Below are 22084 nucleotides of genomic sequence, written 5' to 3' on the forward strand. Positions count from 1 at the left end.
TCCATGATCTTCGTGTGGACGCTGTTCGGCGTCCTGGTGCTCGCAATCGTCGTCGGGGTGAGTGTCGCCCTCGTCAACCGCTACCGGGTCCTCAAGGGGGGCAAGGCCCCCCACGAGGTGGAGGCCCCCCGACCCGGTGAGCCGGCGGAGCAGGCGACGCCCACCGAGACGCCGACCAGCCCCGCACCGACCGGCGGGGCCCCGGCTGCCGAGGACACCACGTCTCAGCCCACCGCACCCGCTGCCGAGGCTCCCGTCGAGCTGGAGGCTCCCGAGGCGCCGGCCTCGCGGATGGCCCGGCTGCGCCGGCGACTGGCCGGCAGCAACAACGCTCTGGCCCGCGGACTCGCCCAGCTACTGAGCGCGGACCATATCGATGAAGACACCTGGGACGACTTCGAGACCGCCCTCATCACCTCCGACCTGGGGGTCGGACCGACCACCGAGCTGGTCGAGAAGCTTCGTGGCGAACTGGCTCTGGACGGCGTCGCCGATCCCGACCAGGCCCGCGCTGTGCTCCACCGCGAACTGGTCGGCCTGGTCGACCCGGCGATGGATCGCCGGCTCAACCTCGACCATCCCGAGGGCAAGCCGGCCGTCGTCCTGATGGTCGGCGTCAACGGAACCGGCAAAACCACCACCTGCGGCAAACTCGCCCGGGTCCTGGTCGCCGAGGGACACTCCGTGCTGCTGGGTGCGGCCGACACCTTCCGTGCGGCCGCCAGCGAGCAGCTGGAGACCTGGGGGGACCGCGTGGGGGTGCGCACCGTCCGCAAGGACGAGGGCGCCGATCCGGCCTCGGTGGCCTACGAGGCCGTTCAGGCGGGAATCGATGAGGGCGCCGATGTCGTCCTCATCGACACCGCCGGTCGCCTCCACACCAAGTCCGGGCTGATGGACGAGCTGGGCAAGGTCAAGCGCGTCATCGAGAAGCTCGCCCCGGTCTCCGAGGTGCTTCTGGTGCTCGACGCGACGACCGGCCAGAACGGGCTCACCCAGGCGAGGATCTTCGCCGAGGTGGTCGACGTCACCGGGATCGTGCTGAGCAAGCTGGACGGTTCGGCCAAGGGCGGGATCGTCGTCCAGGTGCAGCGCGAGCTGGGCGTTCCTGTCAAGCTCATCGGGCTCGGCGAGGGACCCGACGACCTGGCCCCCTTCGACACCGAGCAGTTCGTCTCCGGACTGATGGGGGAGTAGGTCCGATGACCGCGAATCTGCCGGAGAACGGGACCTTCGGCCATCCCGACGTGGAGCCGGTGCACCTGGACTCGGCCCGGGTCGCCGTGCTGATTCCCTGTTACAACGAGCAGGCCACCGTGGCGAAGGTTGTCCGGGACTACCGGGCGGCCCTGCCGACGGCACAGGTCTACGTCTACGACAACAACTCGACCGACCGCACCGCCGAGATCGTGGCAGACCTGGAGGCCAGTGACGACCGCGTGCACCTGCGTCACGAGTGGCGCCAGGGCAAGGGCAATGTCATTCACTCGATGTTCCGCGACATCGATGCCGACTGCTACGTGATGATCGACGGGGACGACACCTATCCCGCCGAGTACGCCCCCCAGCTGGTCGAGCTGGTGCTCACGGGCAGGGCCGACATGGCGATCGGCGACCGCCTGTCGACGACCTACGCGACCCAGAACAAGCGGCCCTTCCATGAGATGGGCAACACCGTTGTCCGTAGTCTCATCAACCACCTGTTCCGATGCGACATCACAGACATCATGACCGGGTACCGGGCCTTCTCCCGCACATTCGTCAAGGGGTTCCCGGTCCTGTCGCGAGGATTCGAGATCGAGACGGAGATGTCGATCCACGCGGTCGACAAGAACCTCAAGGTGCGCGAGGTACCGATCGACTACCGCGACCGTCCCGAGGGGTCGGCCTCCAAGCTCGACACCTACTCCGACGGCTGGAAGGTGCTGCGCACCATCTTCCGGCTGTTCAAGAACTACCATCCACTGGCTTTCTTCGGATGGCTCGGTGCCCTCTTCGCAATCGCCTGTGCGGTGACCTTCCTCCCGGTGTTCCTGGAGTATCTGCGGTCCGGCGAGGTACCCCGGTTCCCCACCCTGATCGTCTCGGTCGCGCTGGGCATGGCGGCCGTGCTGTGCTGGGCGGTGGCGCTCATCCTCGACGTCGAGGTGGCCAAGAGCCGCCAGCTGTACGAGGTGATGACGAACTACCACGACCACATCGAGAGGTTGCTGGCGGCCAATCGGTCCCAGCTGGACCCGCAGTTGCGCGAGCGCACCGGCCCGGATCCGGCGCAGCGCGTGGAACGGTCCCAGGGCGCGGGGCAACATCGCAGTGGCTGAGAGCGAGCGGATCGGCAGGCAGGCCTCCGGGGCGGCCACTGCGCCGATCGGCATCATCTTGATGGTGGTGTCCTCACTGTTCACCTGTACCGGCCAACTGATGTGGAAGCTGGCCGCCACCGGGAGGGCGGCTGAGATCGTCATCGGCTTCGGCTGCTACGGGGTCGGCGCGCTGCTGATGCTGATCGCCTACCGATTCGGCGAGCTGTCGGTGCTGCAACCGATCCTGGGGTTGTCCTATGTGCTCAGCCTGCTGGCCGGCTGGACATGGCTGGGGGAGCAGATCACGGCCGGACGAGTCATCGGGGTGGCCGCGGTAGTGGCAGGCGTCGCGATGGTCGCCAGGAGCGCGCGGTGACACTGCTGCTGTGGGCGGGGATGCTCACCATGACCCTGATCGGTGCGCTGTCGAGCTGGATGCTCAAGCTCGCATCGGGGGATCTGCGCCCGGCGCGGCTGATCCGCAACTGGCATCTGTGGGCCGGTGCTGCGGGCTATCTGTGCGCCGCTGTCATCAACATCTGGGTGCTGCGCCACATGGATCTCTCGGTGGTGCTGCCGATGACCGCACTGACCTACCTGTGGACTCTGCTGCTGGCCCGTTTGTTCCTGGGCGAGAGCCTCGATCGGTGGAGGATCGGCGGGGTCACGGCGATCCTGGTCGGCGTCGTCCTGATCGCGACGACCTGAGGTGGGTCGGATGGATGAGGTGGAGTGATGTCTGAGTGGACGGATCGGTGGCAGTCGGCCGAGGGAGTCAGGGGGATGGCCGGCGGCCCGGCGGGTGTGCTGATCAGTCTGGTGTGCTCGGCGGTGCTGACAGCCGGGTGGTGGTTCACCGGCCACACCGGCCTCCCGTCGGCGGGCCAGTGGATCGCGATGGCGATCGGATGGCTGGTGCTGGCCTCCGCGGTGCGGCTGAGCGCCACGATCCGCCGGCCCGGGCTGTGGCTGGTGGCGATCCTGCTCGGAGCGGTGCTGGCCATCATGAGGGTGCTCGGGGGTCGCTTCGATCCTGCTCTGCATCCGCCCTACCGGCACACCCGGATCTCGCCCTGGGTCGAGTTCGCGGTCGACTGGCTGATCGCGGTGCCGGTGATATGCGTCCTTCTGGAGGTCCTCGCCCATCCCCGCCGGGTGCGTTCCCAGAAGCTCACCGCAGGCCGAAAGGCCGCCTGGTGGGCGATCTCTGCAGTGCTGATGCTGGCAGCCTGGGCCCCCTACCTGCTGGCCTTCTGGCCCGGCATCGTGGTGCGCGACTCCTGGTCGTCGATCCGGATCGGCACCGGCATGCAACCGCTCAACAATCACCACCCGATCGCCTTCTCACTGCTGGTCGGGATGTGCATCAGGATCGGCGGCAGCTTCACCGCCGGCACCGCGGTGTTCTCCGTGCTGCAGGCCCTCCTGCTGGCCTTCGGGCTGGCGATCTGCGTGGTCTGGCTGCGCTATCGCGCAGGGCCTGTGCCCGCCATCCTGGCGCTGGCCTGGTTGGCCCTCGACCCGTCGGTGGCGATGTGGTCGATCACCATGCAGAAGGACACCCTGTTCGCACTGGTGATGACCCTGATGACGGTGCTGCTCGCCGAGGCAGGGCTGCGCGGCTGGACCTGGCTGACGCGGCCATGGCCGCTGGCGGGATTCCTGACAGGCCTGGTGGGCCTGTCCTTCACCCGCAACAACGGGACCTACATCGTCGCCTTCATGGTGGCGGGGGTCTGCCTGTTCCTCATCCCACGCCTGGTTGCGCCACGGCGCCACGGGTGGCGGTGGTGGGCGGTGCCGATCAGCTCGGCGATCGTGATGGCGCTGGTGTTCGCCCTACAGGGGCCCGGCTACAAGAAGGCTGGCATGGTGCCCAGCGATTTCGTGGAGGCGGCCGGGCTGCCGCTTCAGCAACTGGCCTGGGCGAACCGGTACGGACACCTGACGGCCGCCCAGCAGCGGACGCTGGCCCATCTGATGCCTCTGGAGCGGATGCGCCAGGACTACAACCCGACCCTGTCTGACAACATCAAGTTCGATCCGCGCGGGTTCAACAACCGCTGGCTCAACCACCACCGTCGCGAGTTCATCAGGACCTGGGCGCAGGCGATGCCGGCCAACCGCACCGGTTATGCGCTGTCGTGGTATGCCCTGGCGGGCCGGTATCTCGATCCCGGATCGGTCTTCCTGAGGGTCGACCCGGGCACCAAGCGGGGTTCGGGCAGCATCGTCATCGATGACCGCGACCGGCTCGCGACGGTCAGCGGGGGAAGGCTGGGCGCTGGACAGCTGCTGGACGTCGCCCGAACGGTGTCCACGAACCCGGTGACCGGCCTGACCTATCGGATGCCGCTGGTCATCTGGGCGGCGATCCTGGCGATGTGCTCGGCACTGCTGGCCAGACGTCCACGCGGCTCGCTGGCCTTCCTGCCGTTGATCGGGATGGTCCTGACGCTGCTGATCGCGGCACCCCTGACCGATTTCCGCTACGCGGCGGCAGGCCATGTCGGACTTCCCTTCCTGCTGCTGGCGCTGTGGGCCGGGGCGCACCGTGAGGAGGAGGCATCGTGACCACTCGGACACCGCTGCTGCTGGTCGGCATCATGAGTCCGCAGCTGGCCTGGGCGATGATGGGCCTGGCGGTGCTGGTCCCCATCCTGATCGGTCTGTGGTGGGGGTGGCGGGCCACCGGCGGTCGGCTGCGCAGAATCGGGCGGGGGATCGGCCGCGCACTGCTGGTGTTCTGCTGCCAGCTCATCGCCCTGGTCGCGGTCTTCCTGCCGATCAACAACACCTACGGCTTCTACACCAGCTGGGGAGAACTGATCGGCGAGGCGCCGGCCGCCCCGCGCCACGACCTGGTCGACATCCACAGCCCGCAGGTCAAGCGGATCGCGATCTCCAAGAACAACCCGCAACCCGACGGCCTGATGGCCGGCATCATGATGCCCGGCACCGACCCGCGCAACGCCCATGTCCCGGTCTGGCTGCCCCCGCATTACTTCGAGCGCTCCCAGACCCACACCCGGTTCCCGGTCCTCTACTGGATCGGCGGAGAGGGGGACTCCGGGGACCGCGACAACATCTCGATCCCGCTGGTCGGCCCCGCCCTCAACCTCATCAAGAACTACCAGGCCAATCCCTTCGTCATCGTCTTCCTGCCCGGGGAGATCCGCACCGGGCAGGACACCGAGTGCACCGATGTCGGCGGGATCAACCAGCAGAGCTGGATCATGCGCACCGCCATCACCAGGATCCAGAAGCACTACCGGGTGGGCCGCACGGCCGCCTCGAAGTTCGTGGCCGGCTACAGCACCGGCGGCTACTGCGCCGCCAACTTCACCATCAAGTACCACACCGAGTTCCGCGCCGGATTCGGCCTGGCGCCGTACTACCACCCGGTCTACGGGCAGCCCCAGCTCTCCCAGGTCACCCAGCAGACCCGTGACGAGAACTCGCCGATCATGCGGGTCAAGGCGAGGAATGTGCCCAGTGAGGTCCGCTTCCTGTCGGTGATGAGCCGGGCGGACAAGTCCACCTGGGGGGACGCCGCCAACCCGGCGATGTCCTACGGACAGGTCTGGGCCGACGGCCAGGACTTCTGGAACCACGCCCATACGATGGACCAGTTCGCCTTCATCCTCACCGCCGAGGGAGGTCACCACACCAGCACCTACACCCCCTTCATCTCGGAGTCGATGCGGTGGTTGGGACAGTACGGACTGTGAGTCGCGGGGTCCATCGGCGGTACTGTGGTCGTTGACTGCCAGCACAAGTCCACCGAAGGAACTCACCCGTGTTCGACACACTCCAGGATCGACTCGCAGCGACCTTCAAGGGCCTGCGCGGCAAGGGCCGACTGACCGACGCCGACATCGACGCCACCGCGCGTCAGATCCGCATCGCCCTGCTGGAGGCCGACGTCAACCTCGGCGTCGTCAAGGAGTTCGTCGCCGCCGTCAAGCAGCGCTGCCGCGGCGAGGAGTTGTCCAAGGCCCTCAACCCGACCCAGCAGATCGTCAAGATCGTCAACGAGGAACTGGTCGGCATCCTCGGCGGGGACACCCGCACCGTGCGGTTCGCGAAGAACCCCCCGACCGTCATCATGCTCGCCGGCCTCCAGGGAGCCGGAAAGACCACCCTGGCCGGCAAGCTGGCCCGCTGGTTCAAGGACGAGGGTCACTCCCCGATGCTGGCGGCCTGCGACCTGCAGCGTCCCAACGCCGTCACCCAGTTGCAGGTGGTCGGCGAACGCGCCGGCGTCAAGGTCTTCGCACCCCAGCCCGGCAACGGCGTCGGCGACCCGGTCGCGGTGGCCCGCGAGTCGGTGGAGGAGGCCCGCCGCAAGCTCTACGACGTCGTCATCATCGACACCGCCGGACGACTCGGCGTCGATGCCGAACTCATGCAGCAGGCGGCCGACATCAAGGCCGCCACCAGCCCCGCCGAGACCCTCTTCGTCGTCGACGCGATGATCGGCCAGGACGCCGTCAACACCGCGGTGGCCTTCCAGGAGGGCGTCGGCTTCGACGGGGTGGTGCTCACCAAGCTCGACGGCGACGCCCGGGGCGGCGCTGCACTGTCGATCGCCCGGGTGGTCGGGCGGCCGATCATGTTCGCCTCCTCCGGCGAGGGCCTCAAGGACTTCGACGTCTTCCACCCCGACCGGATGGCCTCCCGGATCCTCGACATGGGCGACATGCTCACCCTCATCGAGCAGGCCGAGAAGGCCTTCGACAAGGAGCAGTCCCAGGCGGCGGCGGAGAAGCTGCTGGCCGGCAAGGGCCAGTTCGGCCTCGACGACTTCCTCGGCCTGATGCGGCAGATGCGCCAGATGGGGCCGATGTCCAAGATCATGGGGATGCTCCCCGGGGTCGGCCAGATGAAGAACCAGATCTCCGACATCGACGAGCGCGAGGTCGACCGGATCGAGGCCATCATCCTGTCCATGACCCCCGCCGAGAGGGCCGACGTCGGGATCCTCAACGGCTCCCGCCGCTCCCGGATCGCCAAGGGGTCGGGAGTCGAGGTGAGAGACGTCAACAACCTGGTCAACCGATTCGTCGACGCCCGCAAGATGATGACCCAGATGAGCCAGGGGATGGGCGGCGGGATGGTCGGGTCGATGGCCAAGCACGGCGCCAAGCAGCAGCGCAAGAAGCAGCAGAAGCGCCGCAAGGGGGCCTCCGGCAATCCTGCCAAGAGGGCCGCCCAGGAGAAGGCCGGCACCTCCCAGAAGCCCGCCGAGACCGGCAATCCGTTCGGCACCCCGGCGGCCGGGCTGCCCACCTCCCAGGAGGACCTCAGCAAGGCGATGGCCGACTTCCGGATGCCGCCCGGCATGGAGCAGATGTTCAACCAGAAGAACAAGGGCCCGCGCTGAGATGACAGGGCCACAGGACGGCGCGCCGCTGTTCCACACCCACACCCACGACGGATCCACCCACACCCACATCGATCCCGCCGCGATGGCCCGCCTGGCCCCGGCCGAGGACCTGCGGATCCGCGCAGTGGTGCTGCCCGCCGGTGACCAGCGCGACCTGTGGATCCACGACGGAGTGCTCGTCGAGGGCCCGCTGCCCGGAGCCCGGACCCTCGCCCGGGACTGCTGGGTGATGCCCGGCCTGGTCGACGCCCACAATCACATCGGGCTGAATGCCAAGGGCGCGGTGAGTCACCAGGAGGCGGAGAGCCAGGCGATCACCGAGTCGAGAGCCGGCACCCTGCTGATCCGCGACGCCGGATCACCGGTCGACACCCACTGGATCGACGAGCGCGAGGACCTTCCCCGGATCATCCGGGCCGGGCGCCACATCGCCCGCCCCAGGCGCTACATCCGCAACTACGCCGCCGAGGTCGACCCGGACGAACTGGTCGCCGAGGTGGACCGGCAGGCCCGGGCCGGCGACGGCTGGGTCAAACTCGTCGGCGACTGGATCGACCGCGAGGTCGGCGACCTGGCCCCGCTGTGGCCCCAGGACGTCGCCCGGGCGGCCATCGAGAGGGCCCACCAGATCGGTGCCCGGGTCACCGCCCACTGCTTCTCCGAGGAGGCCCCGGCGCAGCTGGTGGCGGCCGGCATCGACGGGATCGAGCACGGCACCGGACTGACCGACGAGACGATCTCCCAGATGGCGGTGCGCGGGGTGGCCCTGGTGCCCACCCTGGTCAACATCGAGAACTTCCCCGCCATCGCGGCCTCGGCCGACGGCAAGTTCCCGGTCTACGCGGCCCACATGCGCCATCTGCACGCCCACGTCGCCGAGACCGTCGGCAAGGCGGTGGACGCCGGGGTCCCGGTGTTCGCCGGCACCGATGCGGGAGGCACCGTCCCGCACGGCCTGGCGAGCCGGGAGGTGAGGATGCTCGCCGAGATCGGCGGCGCCGAGTTCGCCCTCGGGGCGGCCTCCTGGCGGGCCCGGCAGTGGCTCGGCGGCCCTGGCCTCGATCTCGGCGACTCGGCCGACCTGCTGGTCCTGGACGCCGATCCGAGGCAGGACCTGAGCACCCTGGAGCGGCCCCGGCACATCGTGCTGCGCGGCCGGGTGCTGCTCGACCGGCCTGAGCAGGCCTGACCTCCCGTCGAGTTTCCGTCGGACCGGCCAGTTGTGGCAGAATGACGGGAGCTTCTGCCCGGTCGGTACCCTCTCACACCGTCCGGGCGGTTCCTCGGAGTCATTGCCGTGTCCCCACACCGGCAGTGTCCCCACCCGTCTTCCCGGGCCGACGGTCCGGGTGATCCCATTAGGAGAATCCACACACGTGTCTACCAAGATTCGTCTGAAGCGTCTCGGCAAGATCCGCACCCCGCACTACCGCGTTGTCGTCATGGACTCGCGGACCAAGCGCGACGGACGTGCCATCGAGGAGATCGGCCAGTACCACCCCAAGAGCGACCCGTCGATCATCTCGATCGACTCAGAGCGCGTCCAGTACTGGCTCGGCGTCGGCGCCCAGCCCAGCGTGGCCGTCGTCGCCCTGCTCAAGCGGACCGGCGACTGGCAGACCTTCACCGGTGACGGAAGCCAGTCCGGGGTCACCCCGCAGCCGGCCCGCCCCAACAAGGACGAGGTCTTCGACGCCGCCCTCGCCGAGGCCGACGAGGCTCCTCGCGAGGCCATCACCAAGAAGGCCGACGCCGAGGAGGCCCCGGCGGAGAAGGCCGAGGACTGACATGCTGACCGACGCTCTTGAGCACTTGGTCTCCGGCATCGTCTCCCACCCCGATGACGTGCGGGTCCGTGAGAAGCAGTTGCGCCGCGGGCCGATGCTCGAGGTGCGCGTCAACCCGTCCGACATCGGCAAGGTGATCGGCCGCCAGGGCCGTACCGCATCGGCGCTGAGGACGGTCGTGGATGCCCTCGCTGGAGGCGAGCAGGTCCGCGTCGACTTCGTCGATGTCGACCGTCGCGGCGGACGTCATCGCTGAGCACACCGGAGCTGTCGGCGGCCGTGACCCGAGAAGGGTCACGGCCGTTCGTCACGTTCAGCCCCCAGTCGGGGAGTCGAAGGAGAAGAGATGAGCGAGTCGTCGCACAGCGGGTCGGTCGAGGTGGTGGTGGGACGGATCGGCAGGGCCCACGGTCTGCACGGTGAGGTGGCCGTCTCGCTGCGCACCGATGAGCCCCAGACTCGGTTCGCCCAGGGGGCGACCCTGCGGGTCGAGGGCAGCGGGCGCGAACTGCACGTTCAGCAGACCCGCAGCCAGTCGGCCGCCTTCCAGGTGCGCTTCCGTGAGATCGATACCCGTACCGGGGCCGAGGCCCTTCAGGGCAAGATCCTGGTCGCCGATGTGGCGGCCGAGGAGAGGCCGACCGGCGAGGAGGAGTACTACGACCGGCAGCTGCGCGGGCTGGCGGTCCTGGACTGGCAGCAGCACCGGATCGGCCGGGTCAGCGATGTCATCCATCTTCCCGCCCAGGATCTGCTGGCGATCGACGTCGACGGTCAGGAGAGGCTGGTGCCCTTCGTGAGCGCCCTGGTGCCGACGGTCGATCTGGATGCCGGGACCCTCACCCTGGCCGATGTCGGCGGGCTGGTCGACGCCGACGCCGAGGAGGCGCGCTGAGACATGAGTGCTGCGCTGAGGCTCGACTACCTGTCCATCTTCCCCGACTACTTCCAGGTGCTGCACCTGTCCCTGCTCGGACGGGCCGTGGAGCACGGGATCGTCGAGGTGCACTCCTGGGACCTGCGGGACTGGACCCATGACCGGCACCGCACGGTCGACGACACCCCCTGCGGAGGGGGAGCGGGAATGGTGATGAAGCCCGATCCCTGGGGGGAGGCCCTCGACGAGCTGCTGGGCCCCGATCCCGACCCGGAGGTCCACGTGGTTGTCCCCACGCCGTCCGGCTACCCGTTCCGCCAGAGCGACGCCGAGGACCTGTCGCGGGTGCGCAGGATCGTGTTCTGCTGCGGCCGCTACGAGGGCATCGATCATCGGGTGCTGGACTACATCGGGAGTCGCTGGACCCTCCACGAGCTCAGTCTGGGCGACTACGTGCTCAACGGGGGAGAGGTCGCCGCGCTGGCGGTCACCGAGGCCGTCGCCAGGCTGGTTCCCGGGGTGATCGGCAACCCGGAGTCCCTCACCGAGGAGTCCTACGCGCCCGGTCAGGACGGCCTGCTGGAGTACCCGGTGTACACCAGGCCGATCTCCTGGCGCGGCCTGGATGTGCCCGAGGTGCTGATGAGCGGACACCACGGTCGGATCGCCCAGTGGCGCCACGACCAGTCGGTGGAGCTCACCCGCAACCGTCGGCCCGATCTCATCTGAGCCCAATCGGGGGGTCCACTACACAGTGACGTAGTGGGTTGGCTATGGTGTCGCCGTGGCGACTACAACACTTAGTACTCATCAGAGAGCGGTGCGATCAAGCGTCGCGGCGAAGGCCCTTATGGCCGTCACCGGCCTGATCCTGGTCCTGTTCCTGCTCTTTCACATGTTCGGCAACCTTAAGATCCTCATGAGCGTCGAGGACTTCAACCACTACGCGGGATTCCTGCGCACCATCCTCAACCCGATCCTGCCCGGAGACACCTTCCTGTGGATGTTCCGGTGCGTCCTGCTGCTGTGCATCATCCTGCACATCTGGTCCGCCTCCCGGGTGACCAAGCAGAACGTCAAGGGAAGCGGCGGTCGAGGACGCTACTCGATCAAGAAGTCCCTGTCGCCGAACAACTCGTACGCGGCCCGGACCATGATCTGGAGCGGCATCATCATCGTGCTGTTCGTGATCATGCACCTGCTGCAGTTCACGATCGCTCCGGCAGCCTTCGGCAATCCCCACGACGGTCCTGACGGGCGCGCCGGGATGGTCTTCACGGCCTTCGGCAACTGGGTCTTCATCGTCATCTACGTGATTGCGATGGCGGCGATCTGCGCCCACGTCAGCCACGGATTCTGGAGCGCCTTCGCAACCCTCGGAGCCAACGTCTCGGGCCTGACCCGCAAGGTCCTGCGGCTGTGCTCGTGGGCCGTCGGAGCCGTCATCTTCGTCGGCTTCCTGGTGCCTCCGTTCCTCATCTTCTTCAACATCGTCGGGGGGGCCAACTGATGTCCACTTCAGCCAAAGAGACCAATGCCGAACTGGCAGGCCAGTACTGGCAGGTCGGTGAAGACATTCAGGACAAGAAGGCCAATGTCAGCCTTCCGATCGAGAAGATGTGGCCCGACCGCCAGTTCACCTCGCGTCTGGTGAACCCGGCCAACCGCCGCAAGATGACCGTCATCATCGTCGGGACGGGGCTCGCCGGCGGCGCTGCGGCAGCCACCCTCGGCGAGGCCGGCTACCGCGTGGAGAACTTCTGCTACCAGGACTCCCCGCGTCGCGCCCACTCGATCGCAGCACAGGGCGGCATCAACGCCGCCAAGAACTACAAGTACGACGGCGACTCCGTCTACCGGCTGTTCTACGACACCGTCAAGGGCGGTGACTACCGCGCCCGTGAGACCAACGTCTACCGCCTCGCCGCGGTGAGCGCGAACATCATCGACCAGTGCGTCGCCCAGGGTGTTCCGTTCGCCCGCGAGTACGGCGGACTGCTCGACAACCGGTCCTTCGGCGGCGTGCAGGTGCAGCGCACCTTCTACGCCCGTGGGCAAACGGGTCAGCAGCTGCTGATCGGCGCCTACCAGGCTCTCGAGCGTCAGGTCAACGCCGGCACCGTGCACATGCACACCCGCCACGAGATGGTCGAGCTGATCGTCGCCGACGGCCGCGCACGCGGCATCGTCACCCGCGACATGATCACCGGCAAGATCGAGGAGTGGCTGGCGGACGTCGTCGTTCTGGCCACCGGCGGATACGGCAACGTGTTCTTCCTGTCGACCAACGCCATGGGCTGCAATGTCACCGCCACCTGGCGGGCGCACCGCAAGGGCGCCTTCTTCGGCAACCCCTGCTTCACGCAGATCCACCCCACCTGCATCCCGGTGCACGGCGACAACCAGTCCAAGCTCACCCTGATGTCGGAGTCGCTGCGAAACGACGGTCGCATCTGGGTGCCCAAGAAGGCCGAGGACTGCGAGAAGGACCCCCGCCAGATCCCCGAGGCGGACCGCGACTACTACCTGGAGCGGATCTACCCCTCCTTCGGCAACCTGGTTCCCCGTGACATCGCGTCCCGGCAGGCCAAGTACCGCTGCGACGAGGGTCTCGGTGTCGGACCGAAGGTCAAGGAGATCGATCACGACGGCACGGAGCACATGCGCTCCCGCGGCGTCTACCTCGACTTCGCCGAGGCCATCGGCCGACTGGGCAAGGACGCCGTCGAGAAGAAGTACGGCAACCTGTTCGACATGTACCAGCGGATCACCGATGAGAACCCCTACGAGGTTCCGATGCGGATCTACCCCGCGGTGCACTACACGATGGGCGGACTGTGGGTCGACTACGACCTGGAGTCGTCCATCCCCGGGCTGTTCGTGTGCGGAGAGGCCAACTTCTCCGACCACGGTGCGAACCGGCTGGGCGCCTCGGCCCTGATGCAGGGTCTGGCCGACGGCTACTTCGTGCTGCCGAACACCATCACCGACTACCTGGCGGACTCCCCGAAGTTCCCCAAGGTGGATCTGAAGCACCCGGCCGTGGTGGCCGCCCGTCAGGGCGTCGAGAGCCGTGTCAACAAGCTGCTGTCGATCAACGGCACCCGCACGGTGGACTCGATCCACAAGGAACTCGGCCACATCATGTGGGAGTACTGCGGCATGGAGCGCAATGAGGCCGGCCTGGTCAAGGCCATCGGTCTCATCCGCAACCTGCGCAACGAGTTCTGGACCAACGTCAAGGTCACCGGCGTCAACGAGGAGCTCAACCAGACCCTCGAACGCGCCGGTCGTCTCGCCGACTTCCTGGAGCTCGGTGAGCTGATGTGCATCGACGCCCTGCACCGTCGCGAGTCCTGTGGCGGGCACTTCCGTGCCGAGTCCCAGACCGAGGAGGGCGAGGCGCTGCGTCACGACGACACCTATCAGTACGTCGCCGCCTGGGAGTGGACCGGTGAGGGTCACAAGCCCGTCCTGCACAAGGAACCGCTGATCTACAACTCGATCCAGGTCAAGCAGAGGAGCTACAAGTGAAAATCAATCTGCGTATCTGGCGTCAGCGCAATGCTGACGACCACGGACGTCTGGTCGAGTACACCCTCGACGGGGTCTCGGGAGACATGTCCTTCCTGGAGATGCTCGACCAGCTCAATGAGCAGCTCACCGAGAAGGGCGAGGACCCGGTAGCTTTCGACTCCGACTGCCGCGAGGGCATCTGCGGCCAGTGCGGCGTCGTCATCAACGGCGTGCCCCACGGCGGCCAGGGTGTGGCCCAGCCGGTCCGCACCACGACCTGCCAGCTGCACATGCGCTCCTTCGCCGACGGCTCGACCATCACCATCGAGCCCTGGAAGGCCGCGGCCTTCCCGGTGCTGCGCGACCTGGTCGTGGACCGCTCCGCCCTGGACCGCGTCATCGAGGCCGGCGGCTACATCTCGGTCAACACCGGTGCAGCCCCCGACGCGCACGCCGTCCAGATCAACAAGAAGCGCGCGGACCGCGCCTTCGACGCCGCCACCTGCATCGGTTGCGGCGCCTGCGTGGCGGCCTGCCCGAATGGTTCAGCGATGCTGTTCACCTCGGCGAAGATCACCCACCTGGCGATGCTCCCGCAGGGCCAGCCGGAGCGGGTGCTGCGCGTGAAGTCTATGGTGGCCGAGCAGGACGCCGAGGGATTCGGCGGCTGCACCAACATCGGCGAGTGCGCCGCGGTCTGCCCCAAGGGCATTCCGTTGGAGTCGATCAGCCAGCTCAACCGTGACCTCATCGCCTCGCTGTTCAAGCACGACGGCAAGGAAGATTGAGCTGATCGAGGCAGGGGGACGACCCCCTCGCAACCCCCGTGGCGGGGGCTCTGCGCAGGGGTGAGTCCCGCCTCGCTGGCCATTCGGCTGGTGAGTGGGGGACGACCCCCTCGCAACCCCCGTGGCGGGGGCTCTGCGCAGGGGTGAGTCCCAGGTTGTGTCGCCAGGATGGGCCGGTTCCTCGGGACCGGCCCATCTGCCGTGTCGGGCAGGATGCGGATCGTACATTGATCGCTTGTGAATCCCGTGGGTGGATTCAGGACCTCGAGGGAGGGCGCTTCGTGACACACAACAAGACTGCCGTTTGGTGGCGAGTGGTCTGGCGATACATCCTCAAAGTGTTGGCGACGCTTCTCGCGACCATCGTCGGGTGCACAGTGCTGCTGGCTATCGGGTTCGCGATTCCCAACGGGCGGATCATCAACCAGGTCGTCGCCCAGTCCCGGAGCGGGCTCAACTCGGCCAGCTATCAGCCGAACGGGCTGGGCAACCGGACCGACACCTACACCGAGACCATCGGATACTGCATCGGCGTTCTTCCGGCGCACTCGCAGATGCCGCTGTGGAAGCGGGTCTCCATGGTTCCGCGGTGCACCGGGGGACCTCAGGTCGCGGTGATGATGGGGCACTTCAAGAGGCACCCGAACGAGCTCACCGGTGGCGCGAGCCCCTATATCCGCTACTGGTCCGGCTTCTCAGTGGTCTCCAGGCCTGCGCTGGCACTGGGCGGGGTCTACATGGCTCGGGTGGTGTCGCTGTTGTGCCTGGTGGCCGCGGTGTTCTACCTCGCCGTCATGCTGGCGAAACGCGCCGGTCTGTGGGCGGCGATCGGGCTGATCGGCGTCTATCTGGGCACCACCGATCTGTTGGCGCTGACCTCGCAGTTCACCCACGCGCTGGCCCAGGCGACCATTCTGGCCACCGGAGCGATGATGCTGCAGTTCGGCCGCAAGTGGCAGACCGTGGGCTACCTCGCGGTGGTCTCGGGCGGCCTGTTCGCATTCATGGATCTGTTGACGAACCCTCCGGCATCCTGTGCCCTGACTGTCGCGATGGCGGGTCTGGTGGGCTGGACGGGGAGCCGTCGGATACGCACCACGCTGGTCTTTCTGGCGTCATCGACTCTTGGATGGCTGGTCGGTTTCGTGGGCACCTGGGTGGCGAGATGGATCGAGGCGATGCCCTACAACGGCGGGAGGACGACAGTCAGCAACGTGAGGAACACGGCGAAGTTCCGTCTCGATGGCGACGTGTCATCTACTGGCCGCCACTACGCGGTGAATCTGGAACCCGGAGCGACCACCATGACGAATTTCCGCATGTGGCTGTCCTACCCGCTCTCGCAGTACGTGCTGACAATGGTGATCGTGCTCGCCCTGGTCATCATCGCGTGGCTGCTCCTGCGTGACCGTCACAGTCTGGTGGGGATGCTCGTCCTACTCATTCCCGTGCTGTATGTTCCCGGATACCTGGAGAGTATGAGGAGCCACTCCCAGATTCACAGCTGGTTCGTCTTCAGGGATGTCGCGATGGGGTTCGCCGTGACCGCGGCAGTCTGCCTCCACTTCTTGGAGGAGAAGGTGCGGCCTCACGCCGTGCCGGTGGTTCTGCGAGTCCGTGATGACCCAGCCGGTATCCGAACCACCGAAGGCTCCGACGACACGAATGGCGCCGCGAGGCCGAGCATGTCATAATTGTGGACTGTGCCTGTGGGCGCCGGCTCCTGCCACGGGGGGACCGTCCGGTGCGATGGGCCTCACACCATACTTCGAGCACCAGGTGACCTGTGGCACCGGCGAGGACATCTCATGAGCAACATCATCCAGGAGATCGACAAGGCCGCCATGCGCGACGACATCCCCGACTTCCGCACCGGCGACACCATCCGGGTGTACGTCAAGGTCGTCGAGGGCAGCCGTTCCCGTGTGCAGCTGTTCACCGGCGTGTGCATCTCGCGCACCGGCGGCGGCATCCAGGAGGCTTTCACGGTCCGCAAGCTGAGCTTCGGAACCGGTGTCGAGCGGACCTTCCCGCTGCACTCCCCGATCATCGACCACATCGAGGTCGAGCGCGAGGGCCGGGTGCGCCGCGCCAAGCTGTACTACCTGCGCGGTCTGCGCGGCAAGGCCGCCAAGATCAAGGACAAGCACGCCAACCGGTGAGCTGACCCCGCACACTCGCTCCGGAAGGACCCCCGCCACGGCGGGGGTCCTTCTGTTGTGGCAGCAGGCTGTCGAGAGGTGAGGATCGACCCGCCGGGAGGCCTGTGACCGACGAGCACCGGACCGCTGTGCGCCATGTCGGCGATGACTAGAATGCCGATGGCGTCGCGCATCGGGATGGACCCGCGACACGGAGGACGCCGGCAAGGACGACCGTGGCGAGGAAAAGTCAACCCGAGGGCTCGCAGAGCTCCGTCTCCGGATGGCGTCGGTTGCGCGGAGGACTCACCGAGCTGGTGCTCATCGTGGTGGGGGCACTCATCATCTCCGCCGGGATGCGGGCCTTCGTCGGCCAGATGTTCGTCATTCCGTCTGGGTCGATGGAACAGACCCTGGAGATCGGCGACCGCGTCGAGGCCCTCAAGGTCACCGACTTCAAACGGGGCGACATCGTCGTCTTCAGGGACTCCGAGCACTGGCTCGGCGGGGATCCGGCGAAACGGTCGGTCCCCGGCCAGGTCCTCGAGTTCATCGGGCTGCTGCCCAACACCAGCTCCAACTACCTCATCAAGAGAGTCATCGGGATGCCCGGGGACACCGTCTCCTGCTGCACCCCTCAGGGCCGGATGAGCGTCAACGGTAAGGCCCTCGACGAGTCCGACTATCTGTACCGCCAGCAGAACGGCCAGACGGTGGCCTCCTCGTCCATCGCGTTCACGGTGACCGTGCCGAAGGACCGGATCTTCGTGATGGGAGACCACCGCGACGCCTCGGGCGACTCCCGGTTCCATCTCAGCGATGTCGGCGACGAGTACACCGGGGCCTCGGCATTCGTGCCGATCGGCGACGTCGTCGGACCTGCCAAGGCGGTCGTCGTCCCGCTGTCGCGAATACGCGTGCTGCGCACCCCCGCAGCCTTCGACGGCATCGAGGACCGCTCCTCCAGGGCGCCGGCGCGCGCCGCCATCTGCCTGGGCGAGTCCTGCCCCCGACCATGAGGATGGTGGGGCCGGGACCGCTGGGTCCCGAAAGGCTGCTGCGACGGGTCGGACTGGGCCCGGTCGCCGGCTGCGACGAGGCCGGGCGCGGAGCCTGCGCGGGACCGATGGTGGCCGCCGCGGTGATCCTGGCCGACGGCCGAGGTGGACAGATCCCCGGCCTGGCCGACTCGAAGAAGCTCACCCCGCGGGCCCGCGAGAAGTGCTACCGGCAGATCATGACCCATGCCCGGGCCAGCGCATGGGTGGCGGTGCCGGCCGCCGAGTGCGACCGACTGGGCATCCAGGAGGCCGACATCCAGGGCCTGAGACGGGCGGTGGCACGACTGTCCGTGCGCCCCGGATACGTCATCAGCGACGGCTTCCCGGTGGACGGCCTCGGCGTCCCCTGTCTGGGAATGTGGAAGGGGGACGACGTGTGCGCCTGCGTCTCGGCGGCGTCGGTGGTGGCCAAGGTGGTGCGGGACCGGATCATGGTGGCGATGGACGCCGAGATACCCGGGTACGGCTTCGCGGTCCACAAGGGATACGCCACCCGGGCCCACCAGCAGCGCCTCGAGGAGCTCGGCCCCAGCCCCCAGCACCGGCTGACATACGCCAATGTGGTCCGAGCGGCTAAAGTGCATGCATCATGAGTGCCGACGATCTTGACGAGTACGAGAGCCGGGTCGAGCTTGAGCTCTACCGGGAGTACAAGGACGTGGTCGGAATCTTCACCTACGCGGTGGAGACCGAACGCCGTTTCTACCTGTGCAACGCTGTCGACCTCAAGGTGCGCACCGAGGGAAATGACGTGTACTACGAGGTCTCGATGGCCGATGCCTGGGTGTGGGACATGTACCGACCCTCACGATTCGTCAAGACCGCCAAGATCCTGACCTTCCGGGACGTCTCCATCGAGGAGATCGTCCACTCCGAGCTCGAGGTCCCCGAGAAGTAGCCCTCGGCTCCGCCGGAAGGCCACGGGTCCACGCCGACCTGTGGACAGTCCCGCGGGTTCAGACTCACAGGAACTGGTCTGTGGACAACTGACCGATCCGCCCTCCCACCGCCATACGTGACGGTGAGGAGGTGGTCACGATGACCCCTGAACCACCGCCGGACCCCGCTCCGGCACCCCTGGACGCCACTGCCCCCTGGTCCCTGTCCCCGCCCGCCGGCGCACAGCTCGTCACCACGCCACGGGGGGCCGCCCTGCGGGGACGCAACGACCCACGAGCCCGGCTCGGAGCCTGGGGGGAGGACGTCGCCGTCGATCACCTGCGCTGCCTGGGATGGCACGTGATGGCCCGCAACTGGGCGTGCGAGATCGGCGAGATCGACATCGTCGCACTGGAACCGGGCCCCACCCCGGCCACCGAGACCCTCGTCCTGGTCGAGGTCAAGTGCCGTTCCGGAACCAGCTTCGGGGATCCGCTGGAATCCATCACGGTGGCCAAGGTCCGCAAGCTGCGCAGCCTGGCGCTGGCCTGGCTCAGCGCCAGTCCGCGCTGGATCCCCCGGATCAGGCTGGACGCCATCGGCGTCCAGCGGATCGGCGGGCGGCCCCCGGTCATCACTCACGTGCGGGGGATCTCATGACCGGGGCGAGCGCATGGTCGGTCGCCCTGGTCGGCATGGAGGGGGCCATGGTGGAGGTCGAGGCGGCCACCGGCGGGGGCCTGCCGCGCACCGTGCTGGTCGGCCTTCCCGACACCGCCCTCTACGAAGCCCGCGACCGGTGCCGCGCCTCCGTGGCGGCGGCAGGGCTCGGCTGGCCCAGCCAGCTGCTCACCATCAACCTCACCCCCGCATCCCTGCCCAAGGCCGGGACCCACTTCGATCTGGCGATCGCCGCCGCCACCCTGGCCAGCGTCGGCGTCGTGCACAGGACGCTGCTCGGGTCGACCGTGCTGATGGGCGAGCTCGGCCTGGACAGCCGGGTGAGGGCGGTGCGCGGCGTCCTGCCCGCCCTGCTCGCGGCACGCTCTGCCGGGTTCGAGCGCGCCGTGGTGCCCGCCTCCCAGTACCGCGAGGCGGCGCTGGTGAAGGGGCTGACCATCTGGCCGGTGACCGGTCTGAAGGACCTGGTCGCGGTGCTCAACGGATGCCCACTGCTGATGCCACCAGCGCAGTCTGAGCACCCGACCGAGGAGATCGAGGACGGCGGTGGGGATCTCGATGAGGTGATTGGCCAGCAGGAGGCCCGATTCGCCCTGGAGGTCGCCGCGGCAGGTCGCCACCACCTCCTGCTGCGCGGGGCGCCGGGCTGCGGAAAGTCGATGATCGCGGCCAGACTGCCGACCATCCTGCCGGCCCTGATCGAGCAGGAGGCCCTGGAGGTGACCGCCCTGCACTCCTTGGCGGGCACCAACCCCGCCGGGGGACTGATCACCCGGCCGCCGCTGTCGGCACCTCACCACAACGTGTCGATGGCCGCGATGGTCGGCGGCGGCCCCAGGATCGCCCGTCCCGGGGCGATCTCCCTGGCCCACCGCGGGGTGCTCTTCCTAGACGAGGCGCCGGAGTTCCCACCCCGCGTCCTCGATGCCCTGCGCGGTCCCCTGGAGACCGGAACAGTCACGATAGGACGATCCCAGGCGCAGACCCGCTACCCGGCCCGCTTCCAGCTCGTGACGGCACTGAACCCCTGTCCCTGCGGGATGGCCGACGATCCCTCTGGGCGGTGCACCTGCACACCACAGGCGGTGATGCGCTACGCCGCGCGACTGTCCGGACCGATCCTCGACCGGGTCGACGTGCACCAGCGGATGCGGCCGCTCACCAGCGCCGCTCTGCTCGGGTCGCGGATCATGCCCGCCGCCGAGTCCAGCAGCACGGTCGCCGCCCGGGTGGCCGATGCCAGGCAGCGTGCCGCGGCACGGCTGGCGGAGACGCCGTGGCGCACCAATGCCGACATCCCCGGCTCCTACCTGAGGCGCAGCCTGCCGGCCCCCTCGGACGCCGAGGTCCTGGAGGAGGCCCTCGCCCGGGGCCGGCTGAGCGCCCGCGGGGTCGACAAGGTGCTCAGAATCGCATGGACGTTGGCCGACCTGGCCGGCACGGACCGGATCGGCGCCAGCCAGCTACGCGCCGCCATGGCGCTGAGACGAGCGGAGACATGATGACCAGTGGGGAGTGGACACAGGAGAGGGTGGCCAGAGCCGCCCTGAGCGCGGTGAGCGAGCCGGCAAGTCCGGCCCTGGCCGAGGGCCTGCAGCGGTGGACCGGCGTCGAACTGTGGCACCGGGTCCGCGACGGCCAGCAGTACCCCTCCTGGCAGGCTCGAGCCAGGACGCTGCAGCTCCAGCAGCTGGTCGAACGGGCCCAGACGCTGGGCATCCGATTCATCATCCCCGGGGATCGGCAGTGGCCGGCGCGTCTGGACGATCTGGCCGGCGGGCCCACCCACGAGGGAATGGCAGGGGCTCCCGCCGGGCTGTGGTTGCGTGGCCCGCTGGATCTCGCCCTGGTCACCGACCGGGCGGTGGGAATCGTCGGGTCCCGGGCGGCCACCGGATACGGCCAGGACGTCGCCATGGACCTGGCTCACGACCTGGCCCGCAGGAGAGTCGGCCAGCCGGACCCCTGGACGGTGATCTCGGGAGGGGCCTACGGAATCGACGTCGCGGCCCACCGGGGTGCCCTGGCGGCCAGCGGGGTGACGGTCTGCGTGCAGGCCGGCGGGCTGGATCAGCTCTACCCGCGCGGCAATGTCGGGGTGCTGGAGCAGATTCTCGCCGAGGGACTGATGGTCTCCGAGCGACCACCGGGAGCCCACCCCACCCGGCCCGGCTTCCTGGCGCGCAACCGGCTCATCGCCGCAGTCTCGATGGGCGTGGTGGTGGTGGAGGCATCACGGCGTTCCGGTGCCCTGAGTACGGCCAACTGGGCCGAGAAACTGCTGAGACCGGTGATGGCGGTGCCCGGTCCGGTGTCGTCCAGCCGGTCGGCGGGACCGAACCTGTGGATCCGCGACGCTCGCGCCATCCTGGTGCGCGACGCCGACGACATCCGGCGGGACCTGGGACCGATCCAACCCGACCTGCCCTGGGAGCCGGGGCCCTCCCGGCCGCTGGACGCGCTGGCACCCGAACTGCGCGACGTCTACGAGGCGCTCCCGGCTCACGGCGCGGTCGGGGCCGACGAGATCGCGCTGGAGGCCGGACAGAGCATCCAGGACTGCCTCGTCGGTCTGGATGCGCTCGAGGACGCCGGACGGGCGCAACGTCACGACAACGGCACCTGGTCGGTCAGGCTGCAGGGCGGTCCGCCACCGCGGTGA

At 68.1% G+C, this 22084-nt stretch carries 22 protein-coding genes and 1 pseudogene; all 23 read left to right on the forward strand.

The window, feature by feature from the left end; all coding sequences use genetic code 11:
* Positions 1-3: 3 nt before the first annotated feature.
* Positions 4-1197: a signal recognition particle-docking protein FtsY gene (gene ftsY / locus FEZ32_RS09810; RefSeq protein ID WP_138680917.1), complete on the forward strand. Its 1194-nt coding sequence runs from the start codon at positions 4-6 to the stop codon at positions 1195-1197.
* Positions 1198-1202: 5 nt separating this feature from the next.
* Positions 1203-2321, forward strand: coding sequence for a glycosyltransferase family 2 protein (locus FEZ32_RS09815; RefSeq protein ID WP_138680503.1), 1119 nt, complete (start codon positions 1203-1205; stop codon positions 2319-2321).
* Entirely contained in the window at positions 2314-2679 is a 366-nt protein-coding gene (locus FEZ32_RS09820; RefSeq protein WP_084149225.1) for an EamA family transporter, read from the forward strand. The genes FEZ32_RS09815 and FEZ32_RS09820 overlap by 8 nt, the downstream gene beginning before the upstream one ends.
* Positions 2676-3011 (forward strand): EamA family transporter, encoded by a 336-nt coding sequence (locus FEZ32_RS09825; RefSeq protein WP_051232538.1) that lies wholly within the window; start codon positions 2676-2678, stop codon positions 3009-3011. Before FEZ32_RS09820 ends, FEZ32_RS09825 begins: the two co-directional genes overlap by 4 nt.
* A 27-nt stretch (positions 3012-3038) precedes the next feature.
* Positions 3039-4877, forward strand: a complete 1839-nt coding sequence (locus FEZ32_RS09830) for a DUF6020 family protein (RefSeq protein WP_028702383.1) — start codon at positions 3039-3041, stop codon at positions 4875-4877.
* Positions 4874-6034, forward strand: coding sequence for an alpha/beta hydrolase-fold protein (locus FEZ32_RS09835; RefSeq protein ID WP_244937844.1), 1161 nt, complete (start codon positions 4874-4876; stop codon positions 6032-6034). Before FEZ32_RS09830 ends, FEZ32_RS09835 begins: the two co-directional genes overlap by 4 nt.
* 68 nt (positions 6035-6102) lie before the next feature.
* Positions 6103-7689 (forward strand): signal recognition particle protein, encoded by a 1587-nt coding sequence (gene ffh, locus FEZ32_RS09840; RefSeq protein WP_138680504.1) that lies wholly within the window; start codon positions 6103-6105, stop codon positions 7687-7689.
* Between the two features lies 1 nt (position 7690).
* A complete protein-coding gene (locus tag FEZ32_RS09845; RefSeq protein WP_138680505.1) occupies positions 7691-8881 on the forward strand; it encodes an amidohydrolase family protein in 1191 nt (396 codons plus the stop codon).
* 187 nt (positions 8882-9068) lie between these two features.
* Entirely contained in the window at positions 9069-9479 is a 411-nt protein-coding gene (rpsP, locus tag FEZ32_RS09850) for a 30S ribosomal protein S16 (protein WP_028702387.1), read from the forward strand.
* Between the two features lies 1 nt (position 9480).
* The gene (locus tag FEZ32_RS09855) at positions 9481-9735 is read left to right on the forward strand and encodes an RNA-binding protein (RefSeq protein ID WP_028702388.1); all 255 of its coding nucleotides are present in this window, start codon (positions 9481-9483) and stop codon (positions 9733-9735) included.
* A 90-nt stretch (positions 9736-9825) separates the two neighbouring features.
* Positions 9826-10374 carry a ribosome maturation factor RimM gene (gene rimM / locus FEZ32_RS09860; RefSeq protein ID WP_028702389.1) on the forward strand — a complete coding sequence of 183 codons (549 nt, stop codon included), beginning with the start codon at positions 9826-9828 and terminating at the stop codon, positions 10372-10374.
* Between the two features lie 15 nt (positions 10375-10389).
* The gene (trmD, locus tag FEZ32_RS09865) at positions 10390-11085 is read left to right on the forward strand and encodes a tRNA (guanosine(37)-N1)-methyltransferase TrmD (protein WP_138680919.1); all 696 of its coding nucleotides are present in this window, start codon (positions 10390-10392) and stop codon (positions 11083-11085) included.
* Between the two features lie 121 nt (positions 11086-11206).
* On the forward strand, positions 11207-11866 hold the full coding sequence (locus FEZ32_RS09870) for a succinate dehydrogenase cytochrome b subunit (RefSeq protein WP_028702391.1): 660 nt from the start codon (positions 11207-11209) through the stop codon (positions 11864-11866).
* Positions 11866-13890: a fumarate reductase/succinate dehydrogenase flavoprotein subunit gene (locus FEZ32_RS09875; protein ID WP_097798645.1), complete on the forward strand. Its 2025-nt coding sequence runs from the start codon at positions 11866-11868 to the stop codon at positions 13888-13890. Before FEZ32_RS09870 ends, FEZ32_RS09875 begins: the two co-directional genes overlap by 1 nt.
* The gene (locus FEZ32_RS09880) at positions 13887-14660 is read left to right on the forward strand and encodes a succinate dehydrogenase/fumarate reductase iron-sulfur subunit (RefSeq protein WP_028702393.1); all 774 of its coding nucleotides are present in this window, start codon (positions 13887-13889) and stop codon (positions 14658-14660) included. Before FEZ32_RS09875 ends, FEZ32_RS09880 begins: the two co-directional genes overlap by 4 nt.
* Positions 14661-15001: 341 nt before the next feature.
* A complete protein-coding gene (locus FEZ32_RS09885) occupies positions 15002-16354 on the forward strand; it encodes a hypothetical protein (RefSeq protein ID WP_138680506.1) in 1353 nt (450 codons plus the stop codon).
* A 114-nt stretch (positions 16355-16468) separates the two neighbouring features.
* Positions 16469-16822: a 50S ribosomal protein L19 gene (rplS, locus tag FEZ32_RS09890; protein WP_028702395.1), complete on the forward strand. Its 354-nt coding sequence runs from the start codon at positions 16469-16471 to the stop codon at positions 16820-16822.
* Between the two features lie 163 nt (positions 16823-16985).
* Positions 16986-17820 (forward strand): annotated as a pseudogene (gene lepB, locus FEZ32_RS09895) (signal peptidase I); the annotation flags it as partial.
* Between the two features lie 20 nt (positions 17821-17840).
* Positions 17841-18455: a ribonuclease HII gene (locus FEZ32_RS09900; protein WP_028702397.1), complete on the forward strand. Its 615-nt coding sequence runs from the start codon at positions 17841-17843 to the stop codon at positions 18453-18455.
* The gene (locus tag FEZ32_RS09905; RefSeq protein WP_028702398.1) at positions 18452-18760 is read left to right on the forward strand and encodes a DUF2469 domain-containing protein; all 309 of its coding nucleotides are present in this window, start codon (positions 18452-18454) and stop codon (positions 18758-18760) included. Before FEZ32_RS09900 ends, FEZ32_RS09905 begins: the two co-directional genes overlap by 4 nt.
* Before the next feature lie 140 nt (positions 18761-18900).
* A complete protein-coding gene (locus FEZ32_RS09910; protein WP_138680507.1) occupies positions 18901-19401 on the forward strand; it encodes a YraN family protein in 501 nt (166 codons plus the stop codon).
* A complete protein-coding gene (locus FEZ32_RS09915; RefSeq protein ID WP_138680508.1) occupies positions 19398-20924 on the forward strand; it encodes a YifB family Mg chelatase-like AAA ATPase in 1527 nt (508 codons plus the stop codon). The genes FEZ32_RS09910 and FEZ32_RS09915 overlap by 4 nt, the downstream gene beginning before the upstream one ends.
* Positions 20921-22084, forward strand: a complete 1164-nt coding sequence (gene dprA / locus FEZ32_RS09920; RefSeq protein WP_175415775.1) for a DNA-processing protein DprA — start codon at positions 20921-20923, stop codon at positions 22082-22084. Before FEZ32_RS09915 ends, dprA begins: the two co-directional genes overlap by 4 nt.

Source organism: Acidipropionibacterium jensenii, assembly GCF_005890135.1.
Taxonomy (GTDB): domain Bacteria; phylum Actinomycetota; class Actinomycetes; order Propionibacteriales; family Propionibacteriaceae; genus Acidipropionibacterium; species Acidipropionibacterium jensenii.